The following is a 23,876-nucleotide window of genomic DNA, read 5'->3' as shown; positions in this document are numbered from 1 at the left end:
TTCATATATATCCGCGAAAAACGAGATTATATCCGCGATTTCAAATAAATTATGATTATAAATAAAAACGGATTCACTCTGGAAAAGAGTGAATCCGTTTTTTTTGAAGAAAATTTTAATTCGAACAGAGTGGCGCTACCAGTCCATCGGAACCGGTATAAATATAGGCATCAGAAACATACTGGCCAGGACCAATTTTATCCCAAATGTCCGTTGTACCATATGTACCAGTAATCGTTTGACCATGTGTTTGACAGGAGATCGTTACACTTTCACCATCAGCAACTTGACCAGCGACACTGTATCCTGTTCCAGGGCCAGAACGCACATTTAAATCAGCACCATTTGTATTGACCGTACCTGGAGCACCGCTTTTAGAGGAACAATTGTTACTCGAATAGCTCTTAGAACCCCAATAATGGATCGTTGAACCATTCCACTTAATCTGAACATCATTCCCATTGTAACGCTGTTCATAATGAAGATGTGAGCCAGTAGAATTACCCGTACTTCCAACTTCACCTATTTTCTCACCTTTCTTAACACTTTCACCCTGATTGACACTAAAAGCGCTTAAATGAGCATAATACGTTTTCCAACCACCACCATGATCGATGACAACATACTTTCCATAGCTTGTATTACCTAGATTTCTAACAGTGACGGCAGTTCCTGCAGCAGAGGCAACGACAGTGTCTCCAAAATCATTTGTGCGATTTAAATCCACCGAGTTTGCTGGACTATGATTTGTCCTTGTTTGACCTGTCCAAGTTTGATTACAGGGAAAGGGCATTTGAAAAAGGGGAGCTGCAGAGGCACTTTTTGCAGGGATGAAGCTCAGAATCGATCCAATCAAAAAAACAAGGCAAAGACTAGCTTTTACATTCTTCATTTGTTTCCCTCCTTTTTTTTATTTACAACTTAATGGTAAGGTGAGGAAATTTAAGAAGAAAGTGTCAAAAGATGGAGTCTAGTTGTTTAGATGTCTGTGACATTGTACCTGAGTCAGTAGGGTGATGATAGATTCGGTAAAGGACTTTAATTTGAGTGGGTATTAAGTAGTGGTCTACATATAGAATTACTTATATCTATTTGTCGTTTAACAAATGAAAAAGCAGATACAGAGAGCGTTCACTCAAGAATTTTAGTGAATTTCTAAGAGTGATTTTAAGACAAAATCCTAGCTGTGACTATTAGCATATTTTAGAACAATCTACTTGAAAACGATTTACATTTATTAAGTGCTTACCTATACTAAAATTTATTAAATCGTAACCATTTCGATTTAAAAACAAATGCAAAGAGGTGATAAACGGTGAAAACGAAATACGAATTGCTCTGCTCACTGAAAGTAATTGAGTTTGAAATTGCTGAGCTTGCACGTTATTCAAAGGAATGTGATGAATGTTATGAACTATTGAAACGGAAATTGGATGATTTATGTGTGTTTATTAAGAGTGAAGAGAATGACTTGAAATGGAATGAGTGGGGGAGTATACAAGAAATTCAGGATCTGTCGGAGCGGTTACGTGAAACGTCGGTGAGCGCTCTTTGTGATATGGAGAAATACCAGTCTAAAAAAGCGGATCAAAATGTTCTGACAGTGGGATCTTATCTTGCATCATTAGCTCAATCCGCTAGGTATGAATATAACTATTTCGGTATACATAAACATTCGTCTGTGCTTTTTATAGGTTCTGGAGCGTTTCCAACTACTGCATTCACGATTGCACAAGAAACGGGAGCAAACGTCATTTGTCTGGATTTTGATGGGGAGGCAGTGATTCTATCTAGAAAGCTTGCACACACATTCGGTCTAGAAGCCAAGGTTAGCTTTTTGCAAAGTGAAATACAGGACTTTAGCGAATTTGAGAATATCACACATGTTTTTATTGCTTCTCTTGTTAAGAACAAGCTTGAGGTTATAGAGGAATTAAAGGAGAAAGTGACAAAAAAAACGAAGGTGATCGTTCGGTTCGGAAACGGTTTGAAATCGCTATTTAATTATCCATTGGTGGAGAACATAACTGGTAACTGGCAACAAACACAGATGAAGCTAGAAGGTAATGAGACTATTTATGAAACGATTGTTCTAGAAAAACAGAGCAGAGTATTAGCATAAAGGCGGTGAAAATGTGAACAAAGAACATACACTAATCATCGGTGCAGGACCTGCAGCAATTCAAACAGCAGTTCTAGTTGCGAATGGCTGGAGAAGTAAAGTATCGATTTTAAATCGTAATGATTCTTATTCGAGGAGTGTTCAAAACCACCTTGAACAGAAAGGAAGGGTCATCAAATCAATAGCCGAGAACCGGCCTTTTCTTTCGGGACAAGTGCAGATTTCCCATTTTTATAATGGTTATTCAGATGTTAATAATCAGTTTGACACCATTATTCTGTCCGTACCTAGTTATAGCTACAAGGAAGTTATACATCAACTGAAACTTGATAATCTTAAGAAGGTAACAACGATCATACTGTTGTCAGCAGGCTTTGGATCGAATCGGGAAGTTAAAAATTTGGTAGATGAAGTGAATAGAGAGATTGAAGTCATCAGTCTGTCTACTTATTATGCGGCAACAAAGTTTAAATTGGTTGATGATGTACTCTTCGCCTACACGAAAGCAGTCAAGAAGAGGGTCTATCTAGCTACAAGTAACAACGGAGGCGAGATCGATTCTGTTAAAGGGCTACTAGAGGATGCTGGCATTCGTACTGTTGTAATGGAGAACTCAATCAATGCTGAATGCCGAAACATAACTACCTACGTGCATCCTCCCTTTTTCATTAATGAATTTTCTATGAATGAGATTCTGGCTGAGGAACCTTCAGTGAAATCGTTGTACAAGCTCTATCCAGAAGGACCAATTACACAGGAAACGGTTCGAATCATGGTTAAGCTGTGGAAGGAAATATCAGCACTTGTTAAGGAGTTAGGTGGAGAACCTATTAACTTATTGCAATTTCTTAATGATGATAATTATCCAGTACACGAAGTATCGCTTTCACGCTCTGACATTGATGATTTTCCAGTATTGGACACAGTGAAGCAGGAGTACCTTCTCTATATTCGCTACTCTTCCATACTCATTGACCCATTCTCTGAACCTGATGAGAGCGGAGCTTATTTTGATTTCTCAAAGGTTCCATATAAGCAGGTTACTCAAATGGTAAATGGAGACTGGATTATACCAAGAATTCCATTAGAAGATTACAAGAATTTACTAATGATTTATCAAGTCGGGAAAGAAAGTGGTATTAGCATGCCGCAGACACTTATGTTAATCAAATTGTTTGAGCGAAAAGTGAAGAACTGGCAAGTACTTAAAGGAGGAGTAGTCAGAGACCTTGAGCTACATACCATGGGAGAAAGGAATACATTTGCATGAAAAGAGGTGTGTTCCTTGCCATTTTATCTTCAGTAACTTTCAGTATTATGAACGCTTTCGTAAAAGCAGTTAGCGATACAGTTCCTCCAGCTGAAATCGTATTTTTTAGAAGTGTAATCGGAACAGTTCTAATCTATTTATTCATGATGAAAAGTCGTGTTCGTTTTTCAACAAGTGGCATACCAATGCTGATGTTGCGTGGTGTGTTTGGTGCTTTATATTTATTAGCTTATTTCTATACGATCTCGAGAATTACGCTTGCTGATGCGAGTATACTTGCTCACTTATCTCCATTCTTTGCCGTACTGTTTTCGTTCCTTTTCTTAAAAGAAAGAATTCCAAGAAAAACGTTGGCCATTTTGCCGCTAGTTATTCTAGGGATGGTCCTTCTAACGAAACCAGGTACGTACACATCTTATTCTCTCTATGCGCTAGTAGGTGTATTAAGTGCACTTTTTGCAGGAGGTGCTGCAGTGAGTATTCGTTTTCTTAGCAGAAAACACCATTCCTTTGAGATTGTTTTCTACTTTTTAGCGACTGCCACGTTAGTCGCCATACCTTTAATGTGGAAAGACTTTGTGCTGCCTTCTTTCACAGATTTGTTGCTGCTGATCGTTATTGGAGTGGTTTCCTTACTTGGACAACTTTTCCTCACACAAGCGTTCTCACATGAAAGTGTAGTCGTGGTTGAGATCGCTCGCTACATTGGGATTGTGTTTAATGCGCTATGGGGATTTCTATTCTGGACAGAAGTACCAGATCTTTTCACCATATCTGGTGGTTTTCTGATTATCACAGCATGTATTTACTTATCGCAAACTAGAGGTGAAGCGAGAAGCAAAGGGAGAAACTTGATCCCTGTCATAAAAAGATAGCTTTCATGAATTGAAATTTCATTTAAAAAGGAGAAATTCTAAATGGTACCGAGAAAAATTATTTTATTCGTCTTGATAGGATTGTTAGTCAGCCTTTTTACAGCCTGTTCATCATCAGAAACCAAAACTTCAGAATCAAGCACAGAAGACAGTATAAAGGAGCTAACGTTTCTATCTAATTTCCCGAGTGAGACACTTGATCCCCATTTAAACTATACGCCAGTTAGAGCAGGTGTAGCTGAGACCCTTGTTAAGATAAATGAAAATCTTGAACTCGAACCATGGCTAGCAGAAAAGTGGGGAAGCCGGGATAACGGCAAAACTTGGACATTTAACATACGAGAAGATGTTATGTTTCAAAATGGGAAAAAGCTAGACGCATTAGCTGTGAAAAAATCGTTAGAGCGAAACATTGAAGTGAGTGAAGCGATGAAATCAACATTGAAGCTGAAGTCAATCGATGCAAAAGGGCAGACCGTTACATTGCATTTAGAAGAAGCATTGCCAGAGCTTCCGTCTGAACTTGTCCATCCGAACACAGCGATTATCGACACGGAAGAAGAGAAGATTGCTCAAAATCCTGTTGGGACAGGGGCGTTTAAAGTAGTGACGTTTGCCCCCGGAAGTAAAGTAGAGTTAGAACGAAATAACCGTTATTGGGGTGGTAAACCAAAGCTTGATCGTGCCGTCTTCACATTTAATGAAGATGCGAATGCTCGTACACTTGCGCTACAATCGGGTGATGCAGATATTGTGTATCGGCCTGCCATTGAAAGTATTGAACAGCTAGAAAAGGACTACTCCCTCAAGATTGATGTTGTTCCAGGAATTCGGTCACAAATGGTACTTTATAATTTTGACAGTCCATTTAAGGATCAGAATTTAAGAAAAGCATTTGATAGTATGATTGATCGAGAGTTAGTCGTTAGCAGTACACTTAATGGATATGCAACGACCGCAGGCGGTCCATTTTCCTCAGAATTGCCCTTTGCATCAAATGAAAAGAAAGAATACGATCTAGAGAAAGCGAAAAGCTATCTAAAGGCTGCTGGTGTAGAAATGAAAGATGGGAAGGCCAAGAAAGATGGCCACGCGCTTTCATTTAACCTATTAACCTATTCCTATCGTCCTGAGTTACCTTTAATGGCTCAAATTCTTCAATCAAATGCAAAACAACTTGGGATAGGTATTAAGATTCAGCAGGTTGAAAATATAGATGAAGAGATGGCTCAAAAAGATGACTGGGATCTTGCAACTTATAGTTTATTAACTGTTCCAAGGGGAGACGCAAGCTATTTCTTGAATTCAGCATACAGACCAGGCGGGTGGTTGCATGAGGCAGGAAGGATCGATGATAAGGAGTTAACCGGAGTAATAGAGCAATTAAATCTTACCGTCGACAAAGAAAAAAGAGAAGAACTCGCAAAAACATCGAGTGACATCATTAACGAAAGGACGCTTCATTCCTTTATCGTGCATCCAAGTCTTGTAACTGCATATAAAGACGATGTGAAAAATTGGGTCACGAGTAAAAGTGAATTCTATGTTTTAACGAAAGAGTTAGATGTACAAGCAGAATGATGATGGTAGTGAGACGATTACTTGAACTTGTTCTGTTCTTGCTCATTCTTTCATTTCTCAGTTTCACATTTATTAAGCTCGCTCCAGGCGATCCAGTCATGCAAATGTTGAAAGCGGATGAACTAGCTGTTACTGAAGAGCAAATCGAACAGATGCGGGAAGAACTGGGATTTCATAAGCCGATCTATCTGCAATATCTTACATGGATGGGGAGGTTCTTTCAACTGGATTTCGGTCATTCCTATACAACACAACAACCTGTTATGGAAGAACTACTTTCAAGATTACCAGCGACTCTCAATCTAACCTTTCTGTCACTGTTCTTCATGTTAGTAATTGCAGTTCCTCTTGGGAGTTTTGCTGCAATCTATCGTAACAAATGGATTGATCAGTTTAGTCGCGTGTTTGCGCTAATTGGTGCTTCCGTTCCAAGCTTTTGGCTTGGATTACTTTTTATTCAACTATTCGCAGTTGAATTTGGAATACTGCCTTCAATGGGAATGGGGACCTGGAAACATATGCTCCTTCCTTCATTAACACTAGGGCTTGCAATGGCCGCCGTCTATGTGAGGATCCTTCGTTCGAGTTTACTTGATAGCTTCGGACAGGATTTTATACGCTCAGCAAAAGCAAGGGGGCTACCGTCTAAGCGTGTGTTTATTCACCATGCATTTAGGCATAGTTTGCTGCCGGTTATTACGATTTTTGGCGTTAGTCTGGGCAGCCTTCTTGGCGGGACGGTTATTATTGAAGTGCTTTTTGCTTATCCAGGTGTGGGCAAGCTTGTAGTAGATGCCATTTTAAATCGCGATTACCCGATAATTCAAGGATATATCTTTTTAATGGGGATTCTCATTATGCTCATTAATCTAGGTGTAGATGCTTCCTATCATTTGATTAATCCAGAAATTCGCTTGAAAGAGGTGAGGCGTAGATGAAGGCATTAGGGAAAAAGGATGACAGAAGAAGGAGAAGGGAAACGGTTGTTTCAATCTGTCTTTTTGTCACTCTTCTATTGCTAGCACCATTTTTAGCTCCATATGATTCCATTCAAGTGGATCCAGTGAATCGGTTGCTGCCTATGAACGGTTCCCATCTTTTGGGCACTGATCATCTTGGCCGAGACTTATTATCAAGATTACTAGAAGGTGCGCAAACGACGGTTGGTGTGAGTTTTCTTATCATGTTAATCGTGCTTCTCATTGGCATTCCAATTGGTCTTTTATCTGGATTTGCAGGCGGAATCATTGATCGTTTTTTTATGCGGATGACAGATGCTTTTATGGCCTTCCCGGATTTTATTGTAGCGATTGTATTAAGCGGGCTTCTTGGTCCTGGACTAATGAATTTGATTATTGCAATTGCAACAGTAAAGTGGACAAGTTATGCAAGACTAGTCCGCAGTACAGTAATAAATGAGAAAGAAAAAACGTACATAATCGTTGCGGAGTTGAATGGGGTATCCAAATTTAGAATCATGACGAAGCACTTGTTGCCATATGTTATCGGTCACGTGATGGTGCTTGGTACACTTGATATTGGAAAAGTAATTCTAATGATTGCCTCTCTCTCTTACATAGGACTAGGAGCTCAGCCTCCATCACCTGAATGGGGGGCGATGCTGAACGATGGAAGAGCTTACTTCCATACCGCCCCACATCTTATGGTCGTTCCAGGATTAGCAATCGTATTCGTTGTATTGATTTCCAATCTTCTAGGGGATCGGTTGAGAGATTCTTACGATGTAAAAATAGGAGGTTCCTAATGCTCCGAATGAACAACCTTACAATCAAAACAGAAGATGAACGAATTGTACAAAATGTATCGTTGCAATTATTCCGAGGGGATTGGTATGCACTCGTAGGCGAGAGCGGAAGTGGCAAAAGTATAACGGCTTCAGCGATCGGTGGTTTGCTGCCAGGTAATCTGCAAGTTGATTATGGAGAAATCTATTTCAAAAAACATGATCTTCTTTATATGAAGAAACGCGAGAAATCTCTTCTCCTTGGGAACGACATTGCCTATATCTTTCAGGACTATACTGGTGCTTTTACGCCGTTTCTTAGAATAGGAAAGCAAATGGATGAAGTTCTTCGGACGCATACACAGTTGTTACGAACTGAAAGGAAGCGCAAAGCACTCGATGCTTTGCAAAGTGTGAAACTAGAAGAAATGATTTATAGTAGCTATCCATGTCAATTAAGTGGAGGGCAACTTCAGAGAGCAGCAATCGCTTCTGCGATGATGCTCAATCCCTCCTTATTAATCGCGGATGAACCAACAACTGCTTTAGATAGTATAACGGCACATCACATATTGCAGCTCATACTCAAGCTAACATCTGAAGCAAATTGTGCGGTTCTCTTCATTACTCATGATTTAAGACTTGTGAAGAAATATGCCACAAAGATTGGCGTAATGGAAAAAGGACGTATAGTAGAAACAGGTAAGAAAAACGAGGTGCTTGAAGATCCTCAACATCCTTATACAAAAATGCTTTTAAAAGCAATTCCGAAGCTTCTCGATACTCGTGCTCGTTTGTGTGTAGGTATGGAGGATCATCATGAGGAATGAGGAACACGAAATTCTTATTGCAAATCAATTATCCAAAAGGTATGTATCTAATCAGCATGCTTTAAAAAACGTTTCATTCTCTATTAGAAAAGGAGAGTGTCTGGGCCTAGTTGGGGAGAGTGGCAGTGGTAAAAGTACGCTAGTCCGTTGTTTACTGCAAGTGGATCGCGTTGACAGTGGGGAGGTGCTATTCAACTCGGATCCTCTTCATCATCTGAGAGGGAAATCATTACAAAACGCACGTCAAAAGATGCAGGCTGTCTTTCAACATCCAGCAGCAGCGCTGAATCCTAGATTGAAAATAATAGACTCTCTCATGGAGCCGTATGATGTAATTCATGGTATAGGTCGATCGTTCCAGAAGTCGAGAAGAAGAAGGCAGCGCGCTTTGGAATTACTAGAAATGGTTAAACTTCCTATAAAAGTTCTCGATACTTATCCACATGAATTAAGCGGGGGGATGAACCAACGAGTTAATATAGCCCGGGCAATCAATACAAACCCATCTTTGCTTCTCTTGGATGAACCAACTGCTAGCTTGGATGTTTCTGTACAAGCGTCACTATTAAATCTTTTAAAAGATCTACAAGAGTATCATGGGTTATCCTATTTATTTATTTCTCATGATCTTTCTGCAGTAAGTTTTATGAGTGATGCTATTATGGTTATGAAAAAAGGAGAGATACTTGATTCCTTTCAAAAGCGTGATCTTTTTGCTTCTGATCGAAATGAGTATACGGTAGAATTACTTGATGTATTTGAAACGTAAGGGCCCAAGGTTTTCGTAGGAGTATCTAGCGAATGAGGCATGTTTAGTGAACCTCTCTAAGTCTTATTCAAAAAAAAACAGTCCATAACCTATCCAATGCTCTCTAAATGTTTATCCCTTTGACCCCATGGGAATTTAGAGAGAAGAGAAAGTGCTTTATTTTGATAAAGCGTTATTTAGTTAAAAAGGATGGTTAAATGAACAGTCAAACATATCTTCTTGAGAATCTTGTAAGTGGAACTTTCTTCGGCCCTTCCCAACAGGTGATTTCCTCGGTCGTTTACGATTCGCGTGATGCAGAAAAGAATGCAGCTTTTGTCGCAATCATTGGTGAGAAACAGGATGGACACCTTTATATAGAGACTGCAATAGAGAAAGGTGCATGTACAATCGTTGGTACGAAACGCAATGAACTTGAGACCTACGCTAAGGCCTATCCCTCCGTTAGTTTTATTCGTGTGGATGATAGCAGACTGGCATTAGCCGAGTTAGCTTCTATTGTGTACGGTTCGCCCGCCGATGATTTGTATACGATTGGTGTAACAGGCACAAATGGCAAAACGACCGTGTCGTCCTTTACGTATTCGCTCTTGAATAGTCTTTCGTTACGAACAGGCTGTATTGGAACGGCTGGCATTTGGGATGACAAGAAGAAAACGACCTTCAAGCAAACGGTACCTACGACACCCGAAGCCCCGGATATTCACCGCGTTCTTGAATACTTTCGAGAAAGCCAAATGAAGGCAGCTGTTATTGAATCAACGTCCATTGCAATTGAACAGAAACGATTAGCAAGTATTAACTTTGATGTTGCTGTCCACACGAACCTTACTCCAGAACATTTAGAATTCCATGGCACAATGGAAGCGTATAAAGAAGCGAAGTTGAAACTATTTGATCAATCGAGATGCGCAGTGGTTAATTTAGATGATCCAATCATGTCAGGTGACATCATTGAAAGATGCACTGGTTCAGTAGTAACGTATGGATTATCGAACAGTGCTGATCTCAGAGCCGACCACATTCAAACGTCAATCAACGGTACATCTTTTACTCTCAATGCGTTTGAACAGGAGTTCCGCGTTAATGCCCCAATCGTTGGTGAATATAATGTTTCCAACCTTCTTGCTGCGATCGCAACATGTTATCAAATGGGCTATGCGCTTTCCGACATCTTAGCCGTTGTTTGGACAATTAAAAGCCCAGAGGGACGATTTGAGATTGTGGATCATGAAGCGCCATTTCAAATTGTAATGGACTATGCTCATACACCTGATGCTTTATCCCATGTTCTTGATGCTGTTCGTGACGTTCCGCACCGGAGATTGATTGTGATGATTACAGGTGTTGGGCTGAGGAACCCGGATAAACGACCGTTAATGGCGGAGGTTGCTGATGGGATGGCGGATGAAATCGTCGTTAGTGTGGATCAGCCTGGATTTACGAATCGGCAGGAAGTTGTAAATGATGTTCTCAAGGGATTCAAAAAGCCATCCTCTCCTCATATACATTCCAAATTGCATCGAGAAGAAGCCATTCACCACGCCTTCGATCTAGCTGAGCCTGGAGACGTTGTACTTTTAACTGGAATTGGATTTGGTGGCTATCAGATTATTGGAGATGAACGCGTACCGTATTCTGAACTTGATGTTATTCATGACTACTTTGAGCACGGTTCATTATGCGAGCAACTGAAGGAACCTTGTTAGGATTGGAAAAAAAGCATGCACCTCACAGTTATCTTACCAGTGAGCGCATGCTTTTTCTTATGATTGATTTTCAGTTGCTTCATTGTCATCCTTCGATACGAGAAAAGGAACAAGAGCTGGGATAATTAGAATAAGAACGAGCAAGCGAATCACTTGCATCGCAGCAACAACACTTGCGTCAAGCTGAAGCGAGGCGGCAACAGAGGCCATCTGCGGTGCTCCTGCAGGTACAATGGCAAGTAGACTTGTGGTGAAATCTAGGGGTGTCATCAGGTAGAACACAAATGTTACAACAAACGTTAAGAAGAAAAACGCAAGCAGAATAGCAACGCTTGTCCATCCAATTTGCTTAATATCAGCTAATGACTTGCGATCAAAACGCACTCCGATAATCACACCAAGCATCGCCATTCCTAATCCAACTCCAAGATTCGGCATGGGAGGAAGAGGCTGGACGAATACATGAAAGAGAAACGAAAGCAAGATTGCATAGAGAAATGGAGCAATTGGAATGCGCCACTTCTTAGCTACAATGAGTGTGAGAACAATTAGGAACAAATAACTGATCACCGCGAGCCACATAGGCAAAGCATTGTCTGCCGCTTTTCCTAACGAGCTTGATTCTACTTCCTTTGTGGAAAGAAAGGAGGACATTAGCCCAGCAACGATTGGAATGGTTGCGACGAGCATCATGATGCGCACTGTTTGAAAGGCTGCGACAATTCCGAGATTCGCTTTATACTCCTTACTTAACGCCATCATGACAGAAGCGCCTGCAGGTAGACAGCAGAATAAAGCCGTTTTGCCATCTAGATTCGAATAGCGATAAAGAATTTTACCGAGGATCCAGCTCGCGACTAAAAGGATGATCATGGATACAGCAAGTGGAAGCAAATAGTTCACGACCTCTTTAAACATCGAAATTTTAATACTAATGCCTATGCTTACGCCAATTACGGCAAGAGAAAGGTCGAATAAGAGGTTAGGGTACGCGATATCATTAATTACTAGGCGATAGAAAACACCGACAAGCATAGCCCCTAACAACCAGCCAGCAGGGATGTTTATTAGATCAAATAGGAATCCCGTTCCAAATGCGACTAGAATTAATATTACTTTTGTCATAAAAACAGCACCTTTATTTCGTTTAACAGTTTAATTAGAAAAACCTTTATAGGTATTAATGGCTTTCTATTTATATGTTGCATTCAATTTAAGTTAGTTTAGCACAAACGGTTAGCATAAATCACAGGAAGCACCTTAATGGAGATGCTTACGATGAAGTGTTCATTGTGATAAACTATATGTGAAAACAATCACAAACATATGGTTTCTTAAAATGAGGGAGATCTATGAAGATATCTACTAGAAAGAAATTGCTAGCTGCCTTATTATCGACACTACTACTTGGTACGCTATACGGTATATGGGCTGGTATCAGTAGCGAAGATGTAACGGATACAGTTGTAGCGATCCCAACTGTGATCGTGTATGGAGGGTTAGGCAATTTCACTTACGGACTTCTCGTGTCCATTCTATCCGATTATGTATCTCAGAAGGTAATGAGGGTGAGGTTTCTCACGGCTGGCTTTATTCATATCGCGTTTGGTGCGCTCACAAGTCTAGTGATTGGTTGGCTTGGATTTTTCGCACTCTGTGCAGCCATCCTCTTTTTTATAGTTGATGAATGGCTACATCGTAAGAACCATGAATGGCATCTTAAACTGTTCCTCATTCAATGCTCCTTAGTTATCTTAGTTGCTGTTGGTGCATGGCAACTCATGCAAGTGGAGAGCAGGAACGAAGTAGAAATGAATAATACATACTTAATCCCTGAAGGCTATGAAGGTACAATTATTACGTTTTATAATCTTCCTGGTAAACCGTCATTAACAAAGAAGGATGATCAAACGATTATTCCAGTCGTGAAGAAACAATTCCCAGCGCTTGAAGGAATGGAGTTGTATGATTACGGAATTACCCTAACCTCCACGAAGGAGAGGGTGTAAGGTCTTGTTAACAATTCTTATTCCTATATGAATGACCAAGGAGAACGAACGCCAATCAAACAAAAGTGTATTCATCCTGAACGGACAGGAAATTTCACCAATGAAAATGGACAAGAAGTGAGTTACGAGATGATTCAAATCACAGCTGATGATTGTGGAGATGAGTTTTTTCTGAATGGAAAGGAACGATTTGATATACCGGGAAGAGAAGTCATGAATTATTGGATGAATCTTTTATAATCATTCGTTCCTTCTTTTTCACTAGATCGTTTCAAATTGTCCTCTATTTCCATACGACTAAAGCCTCGATTCGAAAAGGGGATCATAGGTAGATGGATAGAATATCCATTATTTAAGTTTAAACAATGAACTCCTGTGTTAACTTGTATATGAATACATGTAGGAAGGGGTTACGAATATGAAACGATGGACGATTCTTTTTGCATTTTTATCGGTTTTTCTTGTACTTACGGCTTGCGGCACTACTTCAAATGAGGAAGGCTCATCAGGATCAGAGAATAACGGTACAACGAATAACGGTGAGGAAAAGCAACAAGGTGAGGAAACGTCTGAAACAATTACAGTTAATATGATGAACCAGGATGGAGAAGAGGTTGGAACGGCTGAACTGATGCAACAGGATAGTGGCACAATGATTCAACTTGACGTTACTAATCTACCAGAAGGAACGCACGGGTTTCATATTCACGAAACCGGATCATGTGAAGCGCCTGACTTCAAGTCAGCAGGGGGACACTTTAACCCTTCCGATGCGAGTCACGGAACGATGTCAGAGGATGGTCCACATGCAGGTGACATGGAGAACCTTGAAGTGAGCGCAGACGGAACGGTTCAAAAGGAAATCATGAATGAGAAAGTAACGCTTGAAAAAGGGAAAGACAACTCGTTGCTAAAAGAATCTGGAACAGCCCTTGTCATCCATGCTGGCGAAGATGATAACAGCTCACAACCGTCTGGTGATGCGGGGGATCGCATTGCGTGTGGTGTGATTGCTGAATAGTTTTCTTTAAAATGAAGTAGTTCAATTTTGGAGTACAAGAATTCAAAGTGTACCCTTAATTGAACTGCTTTTTTCATTTCCTAAATTGTCAATATTATTAGGAAAATCGTGGTAATATTTACTTTGAAGATATTCTAAAAAAACGAGTTGAAACAAGTGAGGTGCTCGGGATGGGGAAGTTATTCTTTTATAGTGACCAAATAGTTGAGTCTCCTGGTAATAAAAGAATGGATCATATACTCTTTGCGAATAATGAAACGAATAGGATTAAGATAGGTTACGTTCCTTCCACGGAGGACAAAGAAAAGGCGTATTACAACATCAAAGCAAACTATTATCGTGAATACGGGATACAAAACATGATGTTTTTTGACCTATATAGTGAATTCAATCCTTCGAAAATATTGGAATTGCTTGAATGTGATATGATTCATCTTTCTGCAGGGAATCCAATTCAATTTAAGAAGGCGATTAAGCATCGTAATATGGAAAAAGTGCTATGTGATTATTTTAATCATGGAGGAATAATTGTAGGCGTTAGTGGTGGAGCAGTTCAACTAGGAAAGTCTTCTAAACTATTTGAGTTGTTTACAGGAGAATCTGATGATGAAGTAGACACACTAAATTTAGTGGACTTTGAATTTCTGCCTCATTATAATCGGTGGGGTGATGTTTTCAAGAGGGATGTCTATCATTACGCAAAAACGACTGGAACAACTGTTTATGCTGGAAATGATGGGGATGGAATCATTGTAGAAGGTGAAGACATCCAAATGATAGGTGATATTGTTAAGATTAATGGATAGTAAAGATAGAAATCATCAACATCAAGAAGCTTTTATAGATAGTATATCAACAGCATCTAATACAAAACCGAACACCAGTAGGCATGGATTCACGTTCAGAGGAATAAGATAAATTTGTAAAACATGTCCTTCTTAATGTGTATGGGTCCAGGTATGCCAAGCACTTGTTGCATCAGCTATTGCATCAAACTACTGTTCTTCGAGGGGGCTGGGGACAATTTATTGGATTCTGTATGGTATTATCCTGCTAGCGTTACTGTTGTTTACTCCAGTTGAATTTGCATTCATCTTCATGATTGGTGGATTTTTTGTGTTCAGGAGTCTATCACGTCGATCTAAGTTAAAAGCCGTTTCGGGTGGAGCTACTGCAACCCATGCTTCAACAAGCGTGAAGTCATCTAAGTTGGATGATGATTTTTATGACGATGACGGATACGATGAGCGATATGAAACAGGAGAATTTGATGAAGAAGAAAAGGAACGGCGAAATCGTGAGGAAGAGCCGGAAGAGCGCTGGGGTGACGAAGTAGATGGACAGGATGAAAATGGTGGCAGCGGAGATGATGATTAGCACAATTACTCATGTGCAAATCAGAGAATGGGCATTTTCCAACATGGAATTTGCTTCTTTTTTTGGATAGACTGCTTGCAGAATAATTTCACATTGAGATGAACTACTTAATTAAAAAATGAAAACACCGACGTATTCTTAGGAGTTTGTTAAGTTATAGAGGGGATTTTTAAATACTATCGTCAGGATAACTAGTAAAAATATGGTAAGGTTTAGAAGTGTAGTTGTTAACCGAGGTGTCATCTAACTAAAGTTGTTTAATGGACTTTAAGCTTTTGTTCTAGGAGGATTGGTAAAACATATGAAGCACTACATCCATTATGTTTGTGGGTATTTAGGTTATTTTCTATTAGCATTAGTATCAATAAGGTTTCAAATGGCTAACGATATGACAGGATTCATCTTGACCTGGGTTGGACTGATGTTGCTCATAACGTATGTAGAGTTTATGGAAAAGAAAAGTGACAAACCAAAGTATAGTGGGTACATAAAGTTTGGTTTGAGTGTCGTATTTCTACTAACCACATTGGGTTTTATCTATGACTTCATCTAAGTTAGTAGATTCTCCTGTTCTATTGTAGAATCCTTCAAGTAGGTTGAATTGAAAAAGAGGTTTCTTATGAAAGTAAGAGTTACGTTTTTGATGGTTACGATTCTAGCAATGTGTTATGTCAGCAATTTATTTATATAGCGTAGTCACGATGTTAAATACATAAATAATAAAATGCTGACGATCCAGTAAGAATCTTCAGCATTTTATTAGAATTTTATTCAAAAACAGATAAATCCACCGTCTCAGCCATCTTTTTGTACCCATCATCATTCGGATGTAAGTGGTCACCTGAATCATATTTTGAAAGAAATTTCTCAGGGTCATCTGGATCTCTAAGCGCTTTGTCAAAATCGATAACAGCATCGAAGGCTCCGCTCGTTCTAATCCATTCATTAACTTCCTGACGTGTTTTCTCGCCTTCTTCCGTATACATGCCTGACTCCTTGAATGGTGTTAATGTGCCTCCGTAGATTGTAAGGCCTTCTTTATGGGTTGCTTTAATAATTTGCTTCATTCGATCAATGATCTGTTCTGAATCGTATTCAGGATAGTGCCTAATATCGTTAATGCCTTCATGGAGGATGACAGCTTTTACACCTTTCTGACTTAACGCATCGCGCTTCAATCTTGCGAGCGCATTCTCACCTTTTCCTGTTTCACTATTGATTAAATGATTGGCAGAAACACCAGCATTCAAAACAGACAGTTTCACTTTAGAATCCTTTTCATGCATGCGATTGGCAAGATAATCTGGCCATCGATGATTGGCACTCATCGTCGAATTATTCCCATTCGCAATCGAACTTCCTATCACTACAACGGCTCCATCAACGGAATCATCAGGAACGACCTCCATTCTGTCGAGCCAGAACCACGCCTCCTCTTTTGAGGTGTATGACGAACCCTCAGCATCTGCTGCATGATTTCCTTTTTTGGACATATAAACCGTTTGTGTTGAACGCTGATGCCATGTTGTTGGACCTGTTTCTTTATCAACGTATAAGCTAACAGTCAAGTTTTGATCAGCATCCACAGTAAATTTAATGGAATCACTATACTGTTTTTCTCCTGCAGGGATCGTGACTGACTCCTTACCATCGAACGTAATCACCTGATCCGTCTTACCATCAACGCTCGCATCTTCTTTTGAAACAGCTACTCGTACTTCTTTCAACGATAATGGCAATGAGCCAAATTCATTTGATAAACGAATGCGCATTTCATCCCCGTCGATATGTGGACGGATAATTAAGCGAATGGTTTGATCCTCAAATCCTTCGTGAGAATTTCCCTCTTTAGCAGGCGCCTGCATGCTTGCCGTCCATGTACCAACCCACTTACTTATGTTTGAACTATCCTTATTAGATGAAGCCCACTTATGAGCTCCGCCAAAACTTATTAAACTAATGATTAAGATCGCTAGTAGTCCCATTAGTATACGTGTCATTCTTCTATCGCCTCTCATGTTGTTTTTCTAAATAAACGCTTCGTCTCTATTAACTGATCTCAGGTGGTTTACCCCCCCTGAATCCTATTCTTAATTAAAATGAATACCCCTATACCTGTAAAGTGAAGCGAGCTTTGATGAAACGTAAAGGATTTGCAACTTAAATGACATATTGAGAAGTGGTGTTTAACTAGATTAAAAAGGATTACTGATCGCAATTGTAGAAGTAACATTAAGAAAATCAAAACATGTAGGAGGGAAATAATTGATTAATAAAGTCGGTCAAATAATGTTGTATGTAAACAATCAAGATGAGGCAGTAGATTTTTGGACGAAAAATGTAGGGTTTAGTGTAATTTCTGAAGAAAATAATGGTCAAGGTATGAAATGGATTGAGATCTCCCCAACAAAGGATTCGGAAACGAGTATCATTATTCATAATAAGGAAGTTGTTGCAAAAATGTCGCCTGGATTAAATCTTGGTACACCTTCTTTAATGTTTTTCACAGAAGATCTCGATGAATTATATAAACATCTATCAAATCAAAATATCAAAGTCGGAGAAATTGTAAATATGCCTTCCGGTAGAGTCTTTAACTTTGCAGATAATGAAGAGAACTACTTTGCAGTTATGGAGAAGAGTGAATAACGCTCATTGTGGAGGAAAAGGGAACTTATCTGTAAAAAGATTTGTTCCTTTTTTTGGAAATTAAAGATTGAGTTAGCCGAACCATTTTTTAGTTTCTTTTATCTTTTAACTTTTGTTCATGTTCTTTCAGTTCCTCTATAAACACATCTACACTTTTAATAAATAACTCCAACATTTCTCTTCTTTCATCACTATTCATATGATTAAATTCAACACAACTTACTAATGCCTTTTCTAGTTCTTCCTCATTCGTAATGTTAACCATCTTCGTACCAGAATTTAATTGATTTAGCTCTAGATGCATTTTGTTGATATACGAAGAATAGTCCTTGCTTCCAACAACCGTATTAAATGAAAAGCTACTTATAATATCTCTTTGTTCACAAGTTAGTTCGCCGTCTACCGCAAAATCAATGAATAAGACCTCCATTTCAACATTGAGCTCATTGAACATCCCTGACTTGTCAAAGCTAAGTGCATGTAAATCCGATTCTTTTACTGGTAACATATGTATACTCTCCTAGTAGTCTTTGTCGTTAAGTTTTAAACCCATTCCACATGAGTAGTTTACTCAATATTGATCTATTAATTCTCCTTTTAATTAGCTTTCTTTAGCGAATAATAACTGGCCTTTATAATTATTCTGATTGATTATTGAAAAAATTTACTGTAAACTTTTTAGTAGAGATGTAAATGGAAGGAGAATTTAACTCAACATGTGGACTACCTTGTAATGATTAACTAAAGAAATAGAATACGAACCTGTACTGATAACGGGTGAAGTATATCTATTTATCAATCATTAACAAGGGGCGCTTGGTGTGTTAATTCTTAAGAACACAAGTGGATACCTTTGTATCTGCTTTTTTTGTGTTTTAAGGAAATATTACATCTCTAAAAGACACATCTTAGTATCCCCAAAACTGCTTTTTGACTAATGAAGGGGGCTTTTTAGATGTCAAACTACGAAAACGAAGAAATGCTTACGGGCGGGAATGTCTCAAATGTCTGTCGTTCAGGAGATACCGTTCGGCGAGAACGAAAGCCAGAGAGTGCCGAAATCCACAAGCTATTAAAGCATTTGGAGTATAAAGGGTACGATCATGCACCTAAGTTTTTAGGTATAGATGAAAAAGGTAGAGAGGTCTTATCGTACATTGAAGGAGAAGCTGGCAATTATCCTTTAAAAGAATACATGTGGTCTAATGATGCCTTAAAAGACATTGCGAAAATGCTGCGTCTTTATCATGATTCCGTGAGCGATTTTCCAATTGAAAACTTTCAACCAATGGATAATACCCCCAAACCATATGAGGTGCTGTGCCATAATGATTTTGCGGTATACAACATCATTTTTAATGATCAAAAACCGGTCGGTATTATTGATTTTGATGTTGCTGGTCCTGGGCCGAGACTTTGGGACATCGTATATACGCTTTACACGTGTGTGCCACTAAGTAGGCATTATCATACTGAAACTGGTGAGGCAGTTCATTATGATTCATCACGTGATGCCCATCGTATCAAACAAAGAGTGAACTTGTTCTTTGAATCGTACGATATTGAGGGAATGGAAGAAGATTATTTAGAGATGGTATTGCTTCGATTAGAAGGGTTATGTAAATACATGAGAAGAAAAGCAAAAGAAGGCGATCGTGCTTTTCAGAAAATGATCGACGAAGGGCATTATGAACATTATCGAAAGGAAATAAGGTTTATTCGGGAACATGGGGAAGAGTGGTTAGCATGACAAAAACAAAGTTGATCATTGTTGAGGGTATGTGGGGTTCTGGCAAGAGCACTACAGCTAAATTGATTTATGACCATTTAACAGAAGCGGGAATCGACACACGCTTATTCCTTGAAGGAGATTTAGACAACCCGGCAGATTACGATAAAATAGCATGCTTTAGTCATAATGAGTATAACGAGTTAGTTGAGAACCATTCAGATTCGATCGGGTTGATTCAGTCAATGACGCAAAGCAAAGGGAATTACAATTTTATGGAATATGGAAAGTGTATTCAGGTAAAGGAATTCCCAGAAGCTTTATTGTCTGATGTGATGCAGTACGATATTTATGATGGAATACTACCTTTAGAGCGTCATTGTGAAGTCCAATTGAATAGGTGGAGTGAGTTTGTGGAGACTCAACAGCAAGAAGAGACGGTAACAATTCTTGAATGCTGTTTCCTGCAAAACCCTCTTTCAGCTATGCTTGGGCGATATGATGCTTCGCAAGATTTAATCACAGATTATGTATTAAAGTTGGGACAAATTATTAAGCCATTGAATCCATCACTTCTCTATTATCATCCTGGTGATATTAGCTCTATTTTAGAGAGAGCATTCGATGAGCGCTCATCAGAGTGGAGAGAGGGCGTAACTCAGTATTTTACTCAGCAGGGATATGGGCGGAGGCATGAGTTGACAGGGTTTAACGGCCTTGTTGCGTTTTTAAGAGTTCGAACTGAACTAGAGTTAAACATCATAGATCGACTCCTGATTTCGAAATTAGTTGTTAGAAATGATGATTTTAATTGGGGACGTGTTCATAAGCAAGTAATTCAATTTGTTGAGGAGTCATTGGGAGTCGGTACGATAAAGTAAATGAATTCCTATAATTGGTAGCGTTAACAATAATTCATTGGAGGGATGAGTTAATGGCTGAATTAGTGTACCATGTTGCCGTTTCACTAGATCATTTTATTGCGGATCAAGGTATGATCGATGGGGAAATTGATAAATCTCTCTTTCTATTTGAAGGGGATCATGTTCCTGACTTTTTATCTGATATTCAGCAATACGATGCAGTGTTGATGGGGGGAAAAACCTATGAGTTTGGCTTTCAATTCGGTGCTCGACCTGGTGAACCTGGTTATAAAGGCTTAAAACATTATATCTTTTCAAGTTCCATGGAGTTTCAGTCAAATGACGAGGTCGAATTGATTAAATATGATGCGATTGGGTTTATTAAGGATCTCAAGAAGCAAGATGACCTTAAAATTTGGCTGTGTGGAGGCGGAGAATTGGCTGGGTCATTGATTAACCATCAACTTATTGATCAATTAGTACTCAAGATTAATCCTATTATGGTTGGTGAAGGAATTTCTTTATTCGGCAGCATACATCCCTCTCTTAAATTGAAGTTAGAGGATATGAAACAGTATTCTAGTGGCGTCGTCAAAAACACTTACACTATTATTTATCCTTAGAGATATTTTGCAAAGCCACCTCTTGATCCGGGAAGGATTAAGAAGTGGCTTTCTATTAATAAGAGTTGCATCTATTCAATATGTACATGTTAACGCATGATGAGCTGTGTTTCTGTTCGAAGAAAACCATCATATAGCTGTGAATGTTCTGCTGATGGCTCATAGGCATTTTCAATGGCTTTATGAAAATTCCAGTCTTTCTCATAAATCTGATGGTTAAACCCACCAACCACTTCTAACGAGTTTGTGTTTATACTCGGCTTTTCTTCAATAATTCCGCTAAGACGTTGAAAAATACTCCGAACTTTATACTCGCCCCAATCGTTCTTCAGGTTCTGGTACATGACGACTCCAAATGTAGAAGCTGAAAAATGTTCAGAATCTGCAGTAGGTGTATTTGTATACTCATATGCGAATGTCTTCATTTCACCGGTATTTATGTTCTCTACGAGAACGTATTGCTGCCCTTCTAGTGTTTCATGATCTAGTTCATAATTGTCGCCCGTGCTCTGGATGTAGAACATGAGTAGGTCTTGCTCTCTCACTTCCGGCATGCGTTTCCATTCATTGGTAACAGTTACTCTATACTTTCCATTTTCCAATGGGTGTAAGAGTGTGGAGACAAATTTGGATGGGGTTTCACTTAAATTCCAAGGCATGCTATTAGACTCTGCTTTTGATGGAAGAGCTGTATTGGTGTCTTTATTAATTGATTTCGAATCTCTATTGAAGATTTCATGCTCATGAACGGCATGAGCAGGTTCGAATGCGGTTAAGCACAATAAGAAGCAAAACCAAACTAAGATTAATCTTTTTCTCATAAACCCAACCTTTCCTAATTCCTAGTTATGTAAAGCGTTCGCACAGTTTTGAGTTTATCTAAAATCGAATAGAGAATCTAGGTGTTATGGGGGATAAAATTTATAGAATCGAAAAGGGTAAGCGAAGAGAAAGGTTCAAAAACAATTTCGCAAAAAATCAAACAGCCACACACATCCTATTAACATAAATTTCCAAATGAACTACAATAGGCTATGATGAAAGAAGAAAGGAGGTAGCTATGGATTATTCGAAAGTTATTATAGGATCGGTTAGCTTGCTTATCTCTTCAATCTTACTATCTGCTCAATATATCACAGCGGCCATTATTGGAATTGGACGTAATAGATGGGGACCAAATGCCATTAACGAACTGTTTACGAGTGGGGGATACGTACTCATTACACTGAGTGTATTGTTTTTCATTGTAGGGATTTTCCTTTATCTCCTTCACCTCGATGCTAACAAGGTTAACGACAAGTGAATGAATGTGGGAAAAGTTTTACTACATATCATCCATCCTGGTAGGAAAGAGGTACCCTAATCAAGAAGGAAGATAATGGTGTAGCTTTGCCTTCAATTTTATAGACTCCAAGACTCGCACACTTACTTTTTACACTGCTTACCCATGCACGGCATTAAAAAAAGGAGTGATCAATTGGACCATTTTGCGGTTTTTTGTACCCCTCAAACGATCCTTTATGGAAGAGAGTCGTTTAAACAAATTGGGGAAGAAGCAGCTCTTCGCGGTAAGAAAGCTCTTATTGTTAGTGATCAGGTGATGACGAGTCTCGGTTATGTGAATGAGTGTCAGGAATATCTGGAGCAAGCGGGTGTCGAAAGTGAGATTTACACCGGTGTTGAGTCTGAGCCAACAGATGATTATGTGTCCGAGGGGCTTGTGCTTTTTCAAAACACGAATTGTGAGATTGTGATTTCACTAGGTGGTGGCAGCTGTATCGATACAGCGAAAGCCATAGCGATTCTTGCGACGAACGGAGGATACATAGGTGACTACCGGGCAAATAGAACGATTGCTGAGAAGGCTCCAATTCCTCATCTCGCTGTTCCAACAACAGCAGGAACCGGATCAGAAGCAACGGATGTAACGGTCATAACGAATACAACGACTGATGTGAAAATGATGATCAAGCAGCCTGCCTTCATGCCAGCTGTTGCGATTGTTGATCCGTTACTATCAATCTCATCTCCGAAGCAAGTGACCGCTGCAACAGGAATTGATGCCCTCAGTCACGCGGTTGAAGCGTATCTGTCAAAACGGGCTCATCCAATGACAGATACAATGGCGATGTCTGCCATGAAGCTTATTATCGACAATATTAAGAGCGTTTACATGGATGGGGAGAATCTTGATGCAAGAGAAGCGATGAGTTTGGGAGCGCTTCAGGCGGGTATGTCATTTACAAATGCTTCCGTTTGTCTTGTGCACGGCATGTCACGTCCGATTGGTGCGATCTTTCATGTGCCCCATGGTTTTTCAAACGCAATGCTGCTTCCGGCTGTTCTTGAATACAGCAAGGAATCTTGTACGGAGCGCCTCGCTGATGTAGGACGACTGTTTCAGGCTGAAAAAGGTGCTTCCCTATCAAATGAAGAAGCAGCAGATGTGGCAGTAGCTTCCGTTAAGGATCTTTGCGCTTCACTAGAGATTCCGAACTTGAAAACTTGGGGTATTGATGAGAATGCTTACATTAATGCCATTAGTAAAATGGCAGCCGATGCACTAGACAGCGGGAGCCCAGCACATAATCCGCGATTACCAACACAAGCCGAATTAGAAGAACTGTATCAGATTTGTTATGACTACAAGTTTACGAGTGAAGAAAAAGTTCGATCATATGCGCAACAGGAAGGGGAATGTTAAC

24 protein-coding genes and 1 pseudogene are annotated in these 23,876 nt (G+C 39.5%); 20 read left to right on the top strand and 5 right to left on the bottom strand.

The features are described 5' to 3' along the window. Positions 1-115 precede the first annotated feature (115 nt). Positions 116-892, bottom strand: a complete 777-nt coding sequence (locus JI666_RS09605; protein WP_206891216.1) for a M23 family metallopeptidase — start codon at positions 890-892, stop codon at positions 116-118. A gap of 423 nt (positions 893-1,315) precedes the next feature. On the opposite strand from JI666_RS09605, the gene JI666_RS09600 reads away from it, so the two are divergent. From JI666_RS09600 to JI666_RS09560, 9 genes are all read left to right on the top strand, one after another. Next, a complete protein-coding gene (locus JI666_RS09600; RefSeq protein ID WP_206891210.1) occupies positions 1,316-2,122 on the top strand; it encodes a nicotianamine synthase family protein in 807 nt (268 codons plus the stop codon). A 13-nt stretch (positions 2,123-2,135) separates the two neighbouring features. Continuing rightward, positions 2,136-3,392, top strand: coding sequence for an opine metallophore biosynthesis dehydrogenase (locus JI666_RS09595; RefSeq protein ID WP_206891209.1), 1,257 nt, complete (start codon positions 2,136-2,138; stop codon positions 3,390-3,392). After that, positions 3,389-4,267 carry a DMT family transporter gene (locus tag JI666_RS09590; protein ID WP_206891205.1) on the top strand — a complete coding sequence of 293 codons (879 nt, stop codon included), beginning with the start codon at positions 3,389-3,391 and terminating at the stop codon, positions 4,265-4,267. The genes JI666_RS09595 and JI666_RS09590 overlap by 4 nt, the downstream gene beginning before the upstream one ends. Positions 4,268-4,309: 42 nt before the next feature. Further along, on the top strand, positions 4,310-5,848 hold the full coding sequence (nikA, locus tag JI666_RS09585) for a nickel ABC transporter substrate-binding protein (protein WP_206891203.1): 1,539 nt from the start codon (positions 4,310-4,312) through the stop codon (positions 5,846-5,848). Then, positions 5,845-6,786, top strand: coding sequence for a nickel ABC transporter permease (gene nikB, locus JI666_RS09580; protein ID WP_206891201.1), 942 nt, complete (start codon positions 5,845-5,847; stop codon positions 6,784-6,786). Before nikA ends, nikB begins: the two co-directional genes overlap by 4 nt. Beyond that, positions 6,783-7,613: a nickel transporter permease gene (gene nikC / locus JI666_RS09575; RefSeq protein ID WP_206891200.1), complete on the top strand. Its 831-nt coding sequence runs from the start codon at positions 6,783-6,785 to the stop codon at positions 7,611-7,613. The genes nikB and nikC overlap by 4 nt, the downstream gene beginning before the upstream one ends. Beyond that, on the top strand, positions 7,613-8,422 hold the full coding sequence (locus JI666_RS09570) for an ABC transporter ATP-binding protein (protein ID WP_206891198.1): 810 nt from the start codon (positions 7,613-7,615) through the stop codon (positions 8,420-8,422). Before nikC ends, JI666_RS09570 begins: the two co-directional genes overlap by 1 nt. Continuing rightward, complete coding sequence (locus tag JI666_RS09565; RefSeq protein WP_206891195.1) at positions 8,412-9,191, top strand: ABC transporter ATP-binding protein; 780 nt, start codon at positions 8,412-8,414, stop codon at positions 9,189-9,191. Before JI666_RS09570 ends, JI666_RS09565 begins: the two co-directional genes overlap by 11 nt. 197 nt (positions 9,192-9,388) lie before the next feature. Continuing rightward, positions 9,389-10,900 (top strand): UDP-N-acetylmuramoyl-L-alanyl-D-glutamate--2,6-diaminopimelate ligase, encoded by a 1,512-nt coding sequence (locus JI666_RS09560; RefSeq protein WP_206891194.1) that lies wholly within the window; start codon positions 9,389-9,391, stop codon positions 10,898-10,900. A 57-nt stretch (positions 10,901-10,957) separates the two neighbouring features. On the opposite strand, the gene JI666_RS09555 is transcribed toward JI666_RS09560, so the two are convergent. Further along, the gene (locus JI666_RS09555) at positions 10,958-12,025 is read right to left on the bottom strand and encodes an AbrB family protein (RefSeq protein WP_206891193.1); all 1,068 of its coding nucleotides are present in this window, start codon (positions 12,023-12,025) and stop codon (positions 10,958-10,960) included. Between the two features lie 227 nt (positions 12,026-12,252). Between JI666_RS09555 and JI666_RS09550 the strand changes: the two are divergent. The 5 genes and pseudogenes from JI666_RS09550 (at position 12,253) to JI666_RS09525 (ending at position 15,860) form a co-directional block, all read left to right on the top strand. Further along, positions 12,253-13,149: pseudogene (locus tag JI666_RS09550) on the top strand (DUF6843 domain-containing protein). Positions 13,150-13,327: 178 nt separating this feature from the next. Next, the gene (locus tag JI666_RS09540) at positions 13,328-13,930 is read left to right on the top strand and encodes a superoxide dismutase family protein (protein ID WP_206891190.1); all 603 of its coding nucleotides are present in this window, start codon (positions 13,328-13,330) and stop codon (positions 13,928-13,930) included. Between the two features lie 170 nt (positions 13,931-14,100). Continuing rightward, positions 14,101-14,736, top strand: a complete 636-nt coding sequence (locus JI666_RS09535) for a Type 1 glutamine amidotransferase-like domain-containing protein (protein WP_206891188.1) — start codon at positions 14,101-14,103, stop codon at positions 14,734-14,736. A gap of 310 nt (positions 14,737-15,046) precedes the next feature. Then, positions 15,047-15,307, top strand: coding sequence for a hypothetical protein (locus JI666_RS09530; RefSeq protein WP_206891181.1), 261 nt, complete (start codon positions 15,047-15,049; stop codon positions 15,305-15,307). A gap of 301 nt (positions 15,308-15,608) precedes the next feature. Further along, complete coding sequence (locus JI666_RS09525; RefSeq protein WP_206891179.1) at positions 15,609-15,860, top strand: hypothetical protein; 252 nt, start codon at positions 15,609-15,611, stop codon at positions 15,858-15,860. 214 nt (positions 15,861-16,074) lie between these two features. Here the strand turns inward: JI666_RS09525 and JI666_RS09520 are convergent, their stop codons facing one another. Beyond that, positions 16,075-17,307, bottom strand: a complete 1,233-nt coding sequence (locus JI666_RS09520; RefSeq protein WP_206891178.1) for an SGNH/GDSL hydrolase family protein — start codon at positions 17,305-17,307, stop codon at positions 16,075-16,077. A 265-nt stretch (positions 17,308-17,572) separates the two neighbouring features. Between JI666_RS09520 and JI666_RS09515 the strand changes: the two genes are divergently transcribed. Next, positions 17,573-17,956, top strand: a complete 384-nt coding sequence (locus tag JI666_RS09515) for a VOC family protein (protein WP_206891177.1) — start codon at positions 17,573-17,575, stop codon at positions 17,954-17,956. Positions 17,957-18,044: 88 nt separating this feature from the next. On the opposite strand, the gene JI666_RS09510 is transcribed toward JI666_RS09515, so the two are convergent. After that, positions 18,045-18,464 (bottom strand): hypothetical protein, encoded by a 420-nt coding sequence (locus tag JI666_RS09510; RefSeq protein WP_206891176.1) that lies wholly within the window; start codon positions 18,462-18,464, stop codon positions 18,045-18,047. Positions 18,465-18,911: 447 nt separating this feature from the next. Between JI666_RS09510 and JI666_RS09505 the strand changes: the two genes are divergently transcribed. The 3 genes from JI666_RS09505 to JI666_RS09495 are packed head-to-tail and all read left to right on the top strand — an operon-like array spanning position 18,912 to position 21,171. Beyond that, the gene (locus tag JI666_RS09505) at positions 18,912-19,706 is read left to right on the top strand and encodes a phosphotransferase (protein ID WP_206891175.1); all 795 of its coding nucleotides are present in this window, start codon (positions 18,912-18,914) and stop codon (positions 19,704-19,706) included. Beyond that, positions 19,703-20,566, top strand: a complete 864-nt coding sequence (locus JI666_RS09500) for a P-loop NTPase family protein (protein WP_206891166.1) — start codon at positions 19,703-19,705, stop codon at positions 20,564-20,566. Before JI666_RS09505 ends, JI666_RS09500 begins: the two co-directional genes overlap by 4 nt. 53 nt (positions 20,567-20,619) lie before the next feature. Further along, on the top strand, positions 20,620-21,171 hold the full coding sequence (locus JI666_RS09495; protein ID WP_206891163.1) for a dihydrofolate reductase family protein: 552 nt from the start codon (positions 20,620-20,622) through the stop codon (positions 21,169-21,171). 89 nt (positions 21,172-21,260) lie between these two features. Here the strand turns inward: JI666_RS09495 and JI666_RS09490 are convergent, their stop codons facing one another. Further along, positions 21,261-21,992 carry a hypothetical protein gene (locus JI666_RS09490; protein WP_206891161.1) on the bottom strand — a complete coding sequence of 244 codons (732 nt, stop codon included), beginning with the start codon at positions 21,990-21,992 and terminating at the stop codon, positions 21,261-21,263. A 239-nt stretch (positions 21,993-22,231) separates the two neighbouring features. Here JI666_RS09490 and JI666_RS09485 point away from each other — a divergent pair, with 239 nt between their 5' ends. Both JI666_RS09485 and JI666_RS09480 read left to right on the top strand, forming a co-directional pair. Further along, a complete protein-coding gene (locus tag JI666_RS09485; protein ID WP_206891159.1) occupies positions 22,232-22,474 on the top strand; it encodes a hypothetical protein in 243 nt (80 codons plus the stop codon). A 174-nt stretch (positions 22,475-22,648) separates the two neighbouring features. Beyond that, on the top strand, positions 22,649-23,875 hold the full coding sequence (locus JI666_RS09480) for an iron-containing alcohol dehydrogenase (protein ID WP_286170703.1): 1,227 nt from the start codon (positions 22,649-22,651) through the stop codon (positions 23,873-23,875). The last annotated feature ends 1 nt before the right edge of the window (position 23,876 follow it).

Origin of the sequence: Bacillus sp. NTK071 (genome assembly GCF_017303315.1) — a bacterium.
Lineage (GTDB): Bacteria > Bacillota > Bacilli > Bacillales > Guptibacillaceae > Guptibacillus.
This window is presented reverse-complemented; position numbering and strand designations above follow the sequence as displayed.

What these genes read in the sequence shown, in the direction of transcription:
- JI666_RS09605 (WP_206891216.1), bottom strand. Translation starts at nt 892, where the DNA reads ATGAAGAATGTAAAAGCTAGTCTTTGCCTTGTTTTTTTGATTGGATCG.
- nikA (WP_206891203.1), top strand. Translation starts at nt 4,310, where the DNA reads ATGGTACCGAGAAAAATTATTTTATTCGTCTTGATAGGATTGTTAGTC.
- JI666_RS09485 (WP_206891159.1), top strand. Translation starts at nt 22,232, where the DNA reads ATGGATTATTCGAAAGTTATTATAGGATCGGTTAGCTTGCTTATCTCT.
- nikB (WP_206891201.1), top strand. Translation starts at nt 5,845, where the DNA reads ATGATGATGGTAGTGAGACGATTACTTGAACTTGTTCTGTTCTTGCTC.
- JI666_RS09590 (WP_206891205.1), top strand. Translation starts at nt 3,389, where the DNA reads ATGAAAAGAGGTGTGTTCCTTGCCATTTTATCTTCAGTAACTTTCAGT.
- nikC (WP_206891200.1), top strand. Translation starts at nt 6,783, where the DNA reads ATGAAGGCATTAGGGAAAAAGGATGACAGAAGAAGGAGAAGGGAAACG.
- JI666_RS09505 (WP_206891175.1), top strand. Translation starts at nt 18,912, where the DNA reads ATGTCAAACTACGAAAACGAAGAAATGCTTACGGGCGGGAATGTCTCA.
- JI666_RS09570 (WP_206891198.1), top strand. Translation starts at nt 7,613, where the DNA reads ATGCTCCGAATGAACAACCTTACAATCAAAACAGAAGATGAACGAATT.
- JI666_RS09520 (WP_206891178.1), bottom strand. Translation starts at nt 17,307, where the DNA reads ATGACACGTATACTAATGGGACTACTAGCGATCTTAATCATTAGTTTA.
- JI666_RS09555 (WP_206891193.1), bottom strand. Translation starts at nt 12,025, where the DNA reads ATGACAAAAGTAATATTAATTCTAGTCGCATTTGGAACGGGATTCCTA.
- JI666_RS09535 (WP_206891188.1), top strand. Translation starts at nt 14,101, where the DNA reads ATGGGGAAGTTATTCTTTTATAGTGACCAAATAGTTGAGTCTCCTGGT.
- JI666_RS09540 (WP_206891190.1), top strand. Translation starts at nt 13,328, where the DNA reads ATGAAACGATGGACGATTCTTTTTGCATTTTTATCGGTTTTTCTTGTA.
- JI666_RS09510 (WP_206891176.1), bottom strand. Translation starts at nt 18,464, where the DNA reads ATGTTACCAGTAAAAGAATCGGATTTACATGCACTTAGCTTTGACAAG.
- JI666_RS09490 (WP_206891161.1), bottom strand. Translation starts at nt 21,992, where the DNA reads ATGAGAAAAAGATTAATCTTAGTTTGGTTTTGCTTCTTATTGTGCTTA.
- JI666_RS09565 (WP_206891195.1), top strand. Translation starts at nt 8,412, where the DNA reads ATGAGGAATGAGGAACACGAAATTCTTATTGCAAATCAATTATCCAAA.
- JI666_RS09500 (WP_206891166.1), top strand. Translation starts at nt 19,703, where the DNA reads ATGACAAAAACAAAGTTGATCATTGTTGAGGGTATGTGGGGTTCTGGC.
- JI666_RS09495 (WP_206891163.1), top strand. Translation starts at nt 20,620, where the DNA reads ATGGCTGAATTAGTGTACCATGTTGCCGTTTCACTAGATCATTTTATT.
- JI666_RS09560 (WP_206891194.1), top strand. Translation starts at nt 9,389, where the DNA reads ATGAACAGTCAAACATATCTTCTTGAGAATCTTGTAAGTGGAACTTTC.
- JI666_RS09525 (WP_206891179.1), top strand. Translation starts at nt 15,609, where the DNA reads ATGAAGCACTACATCCATTATGTTTGTGGGTATTTAGGTTATTTTCTA.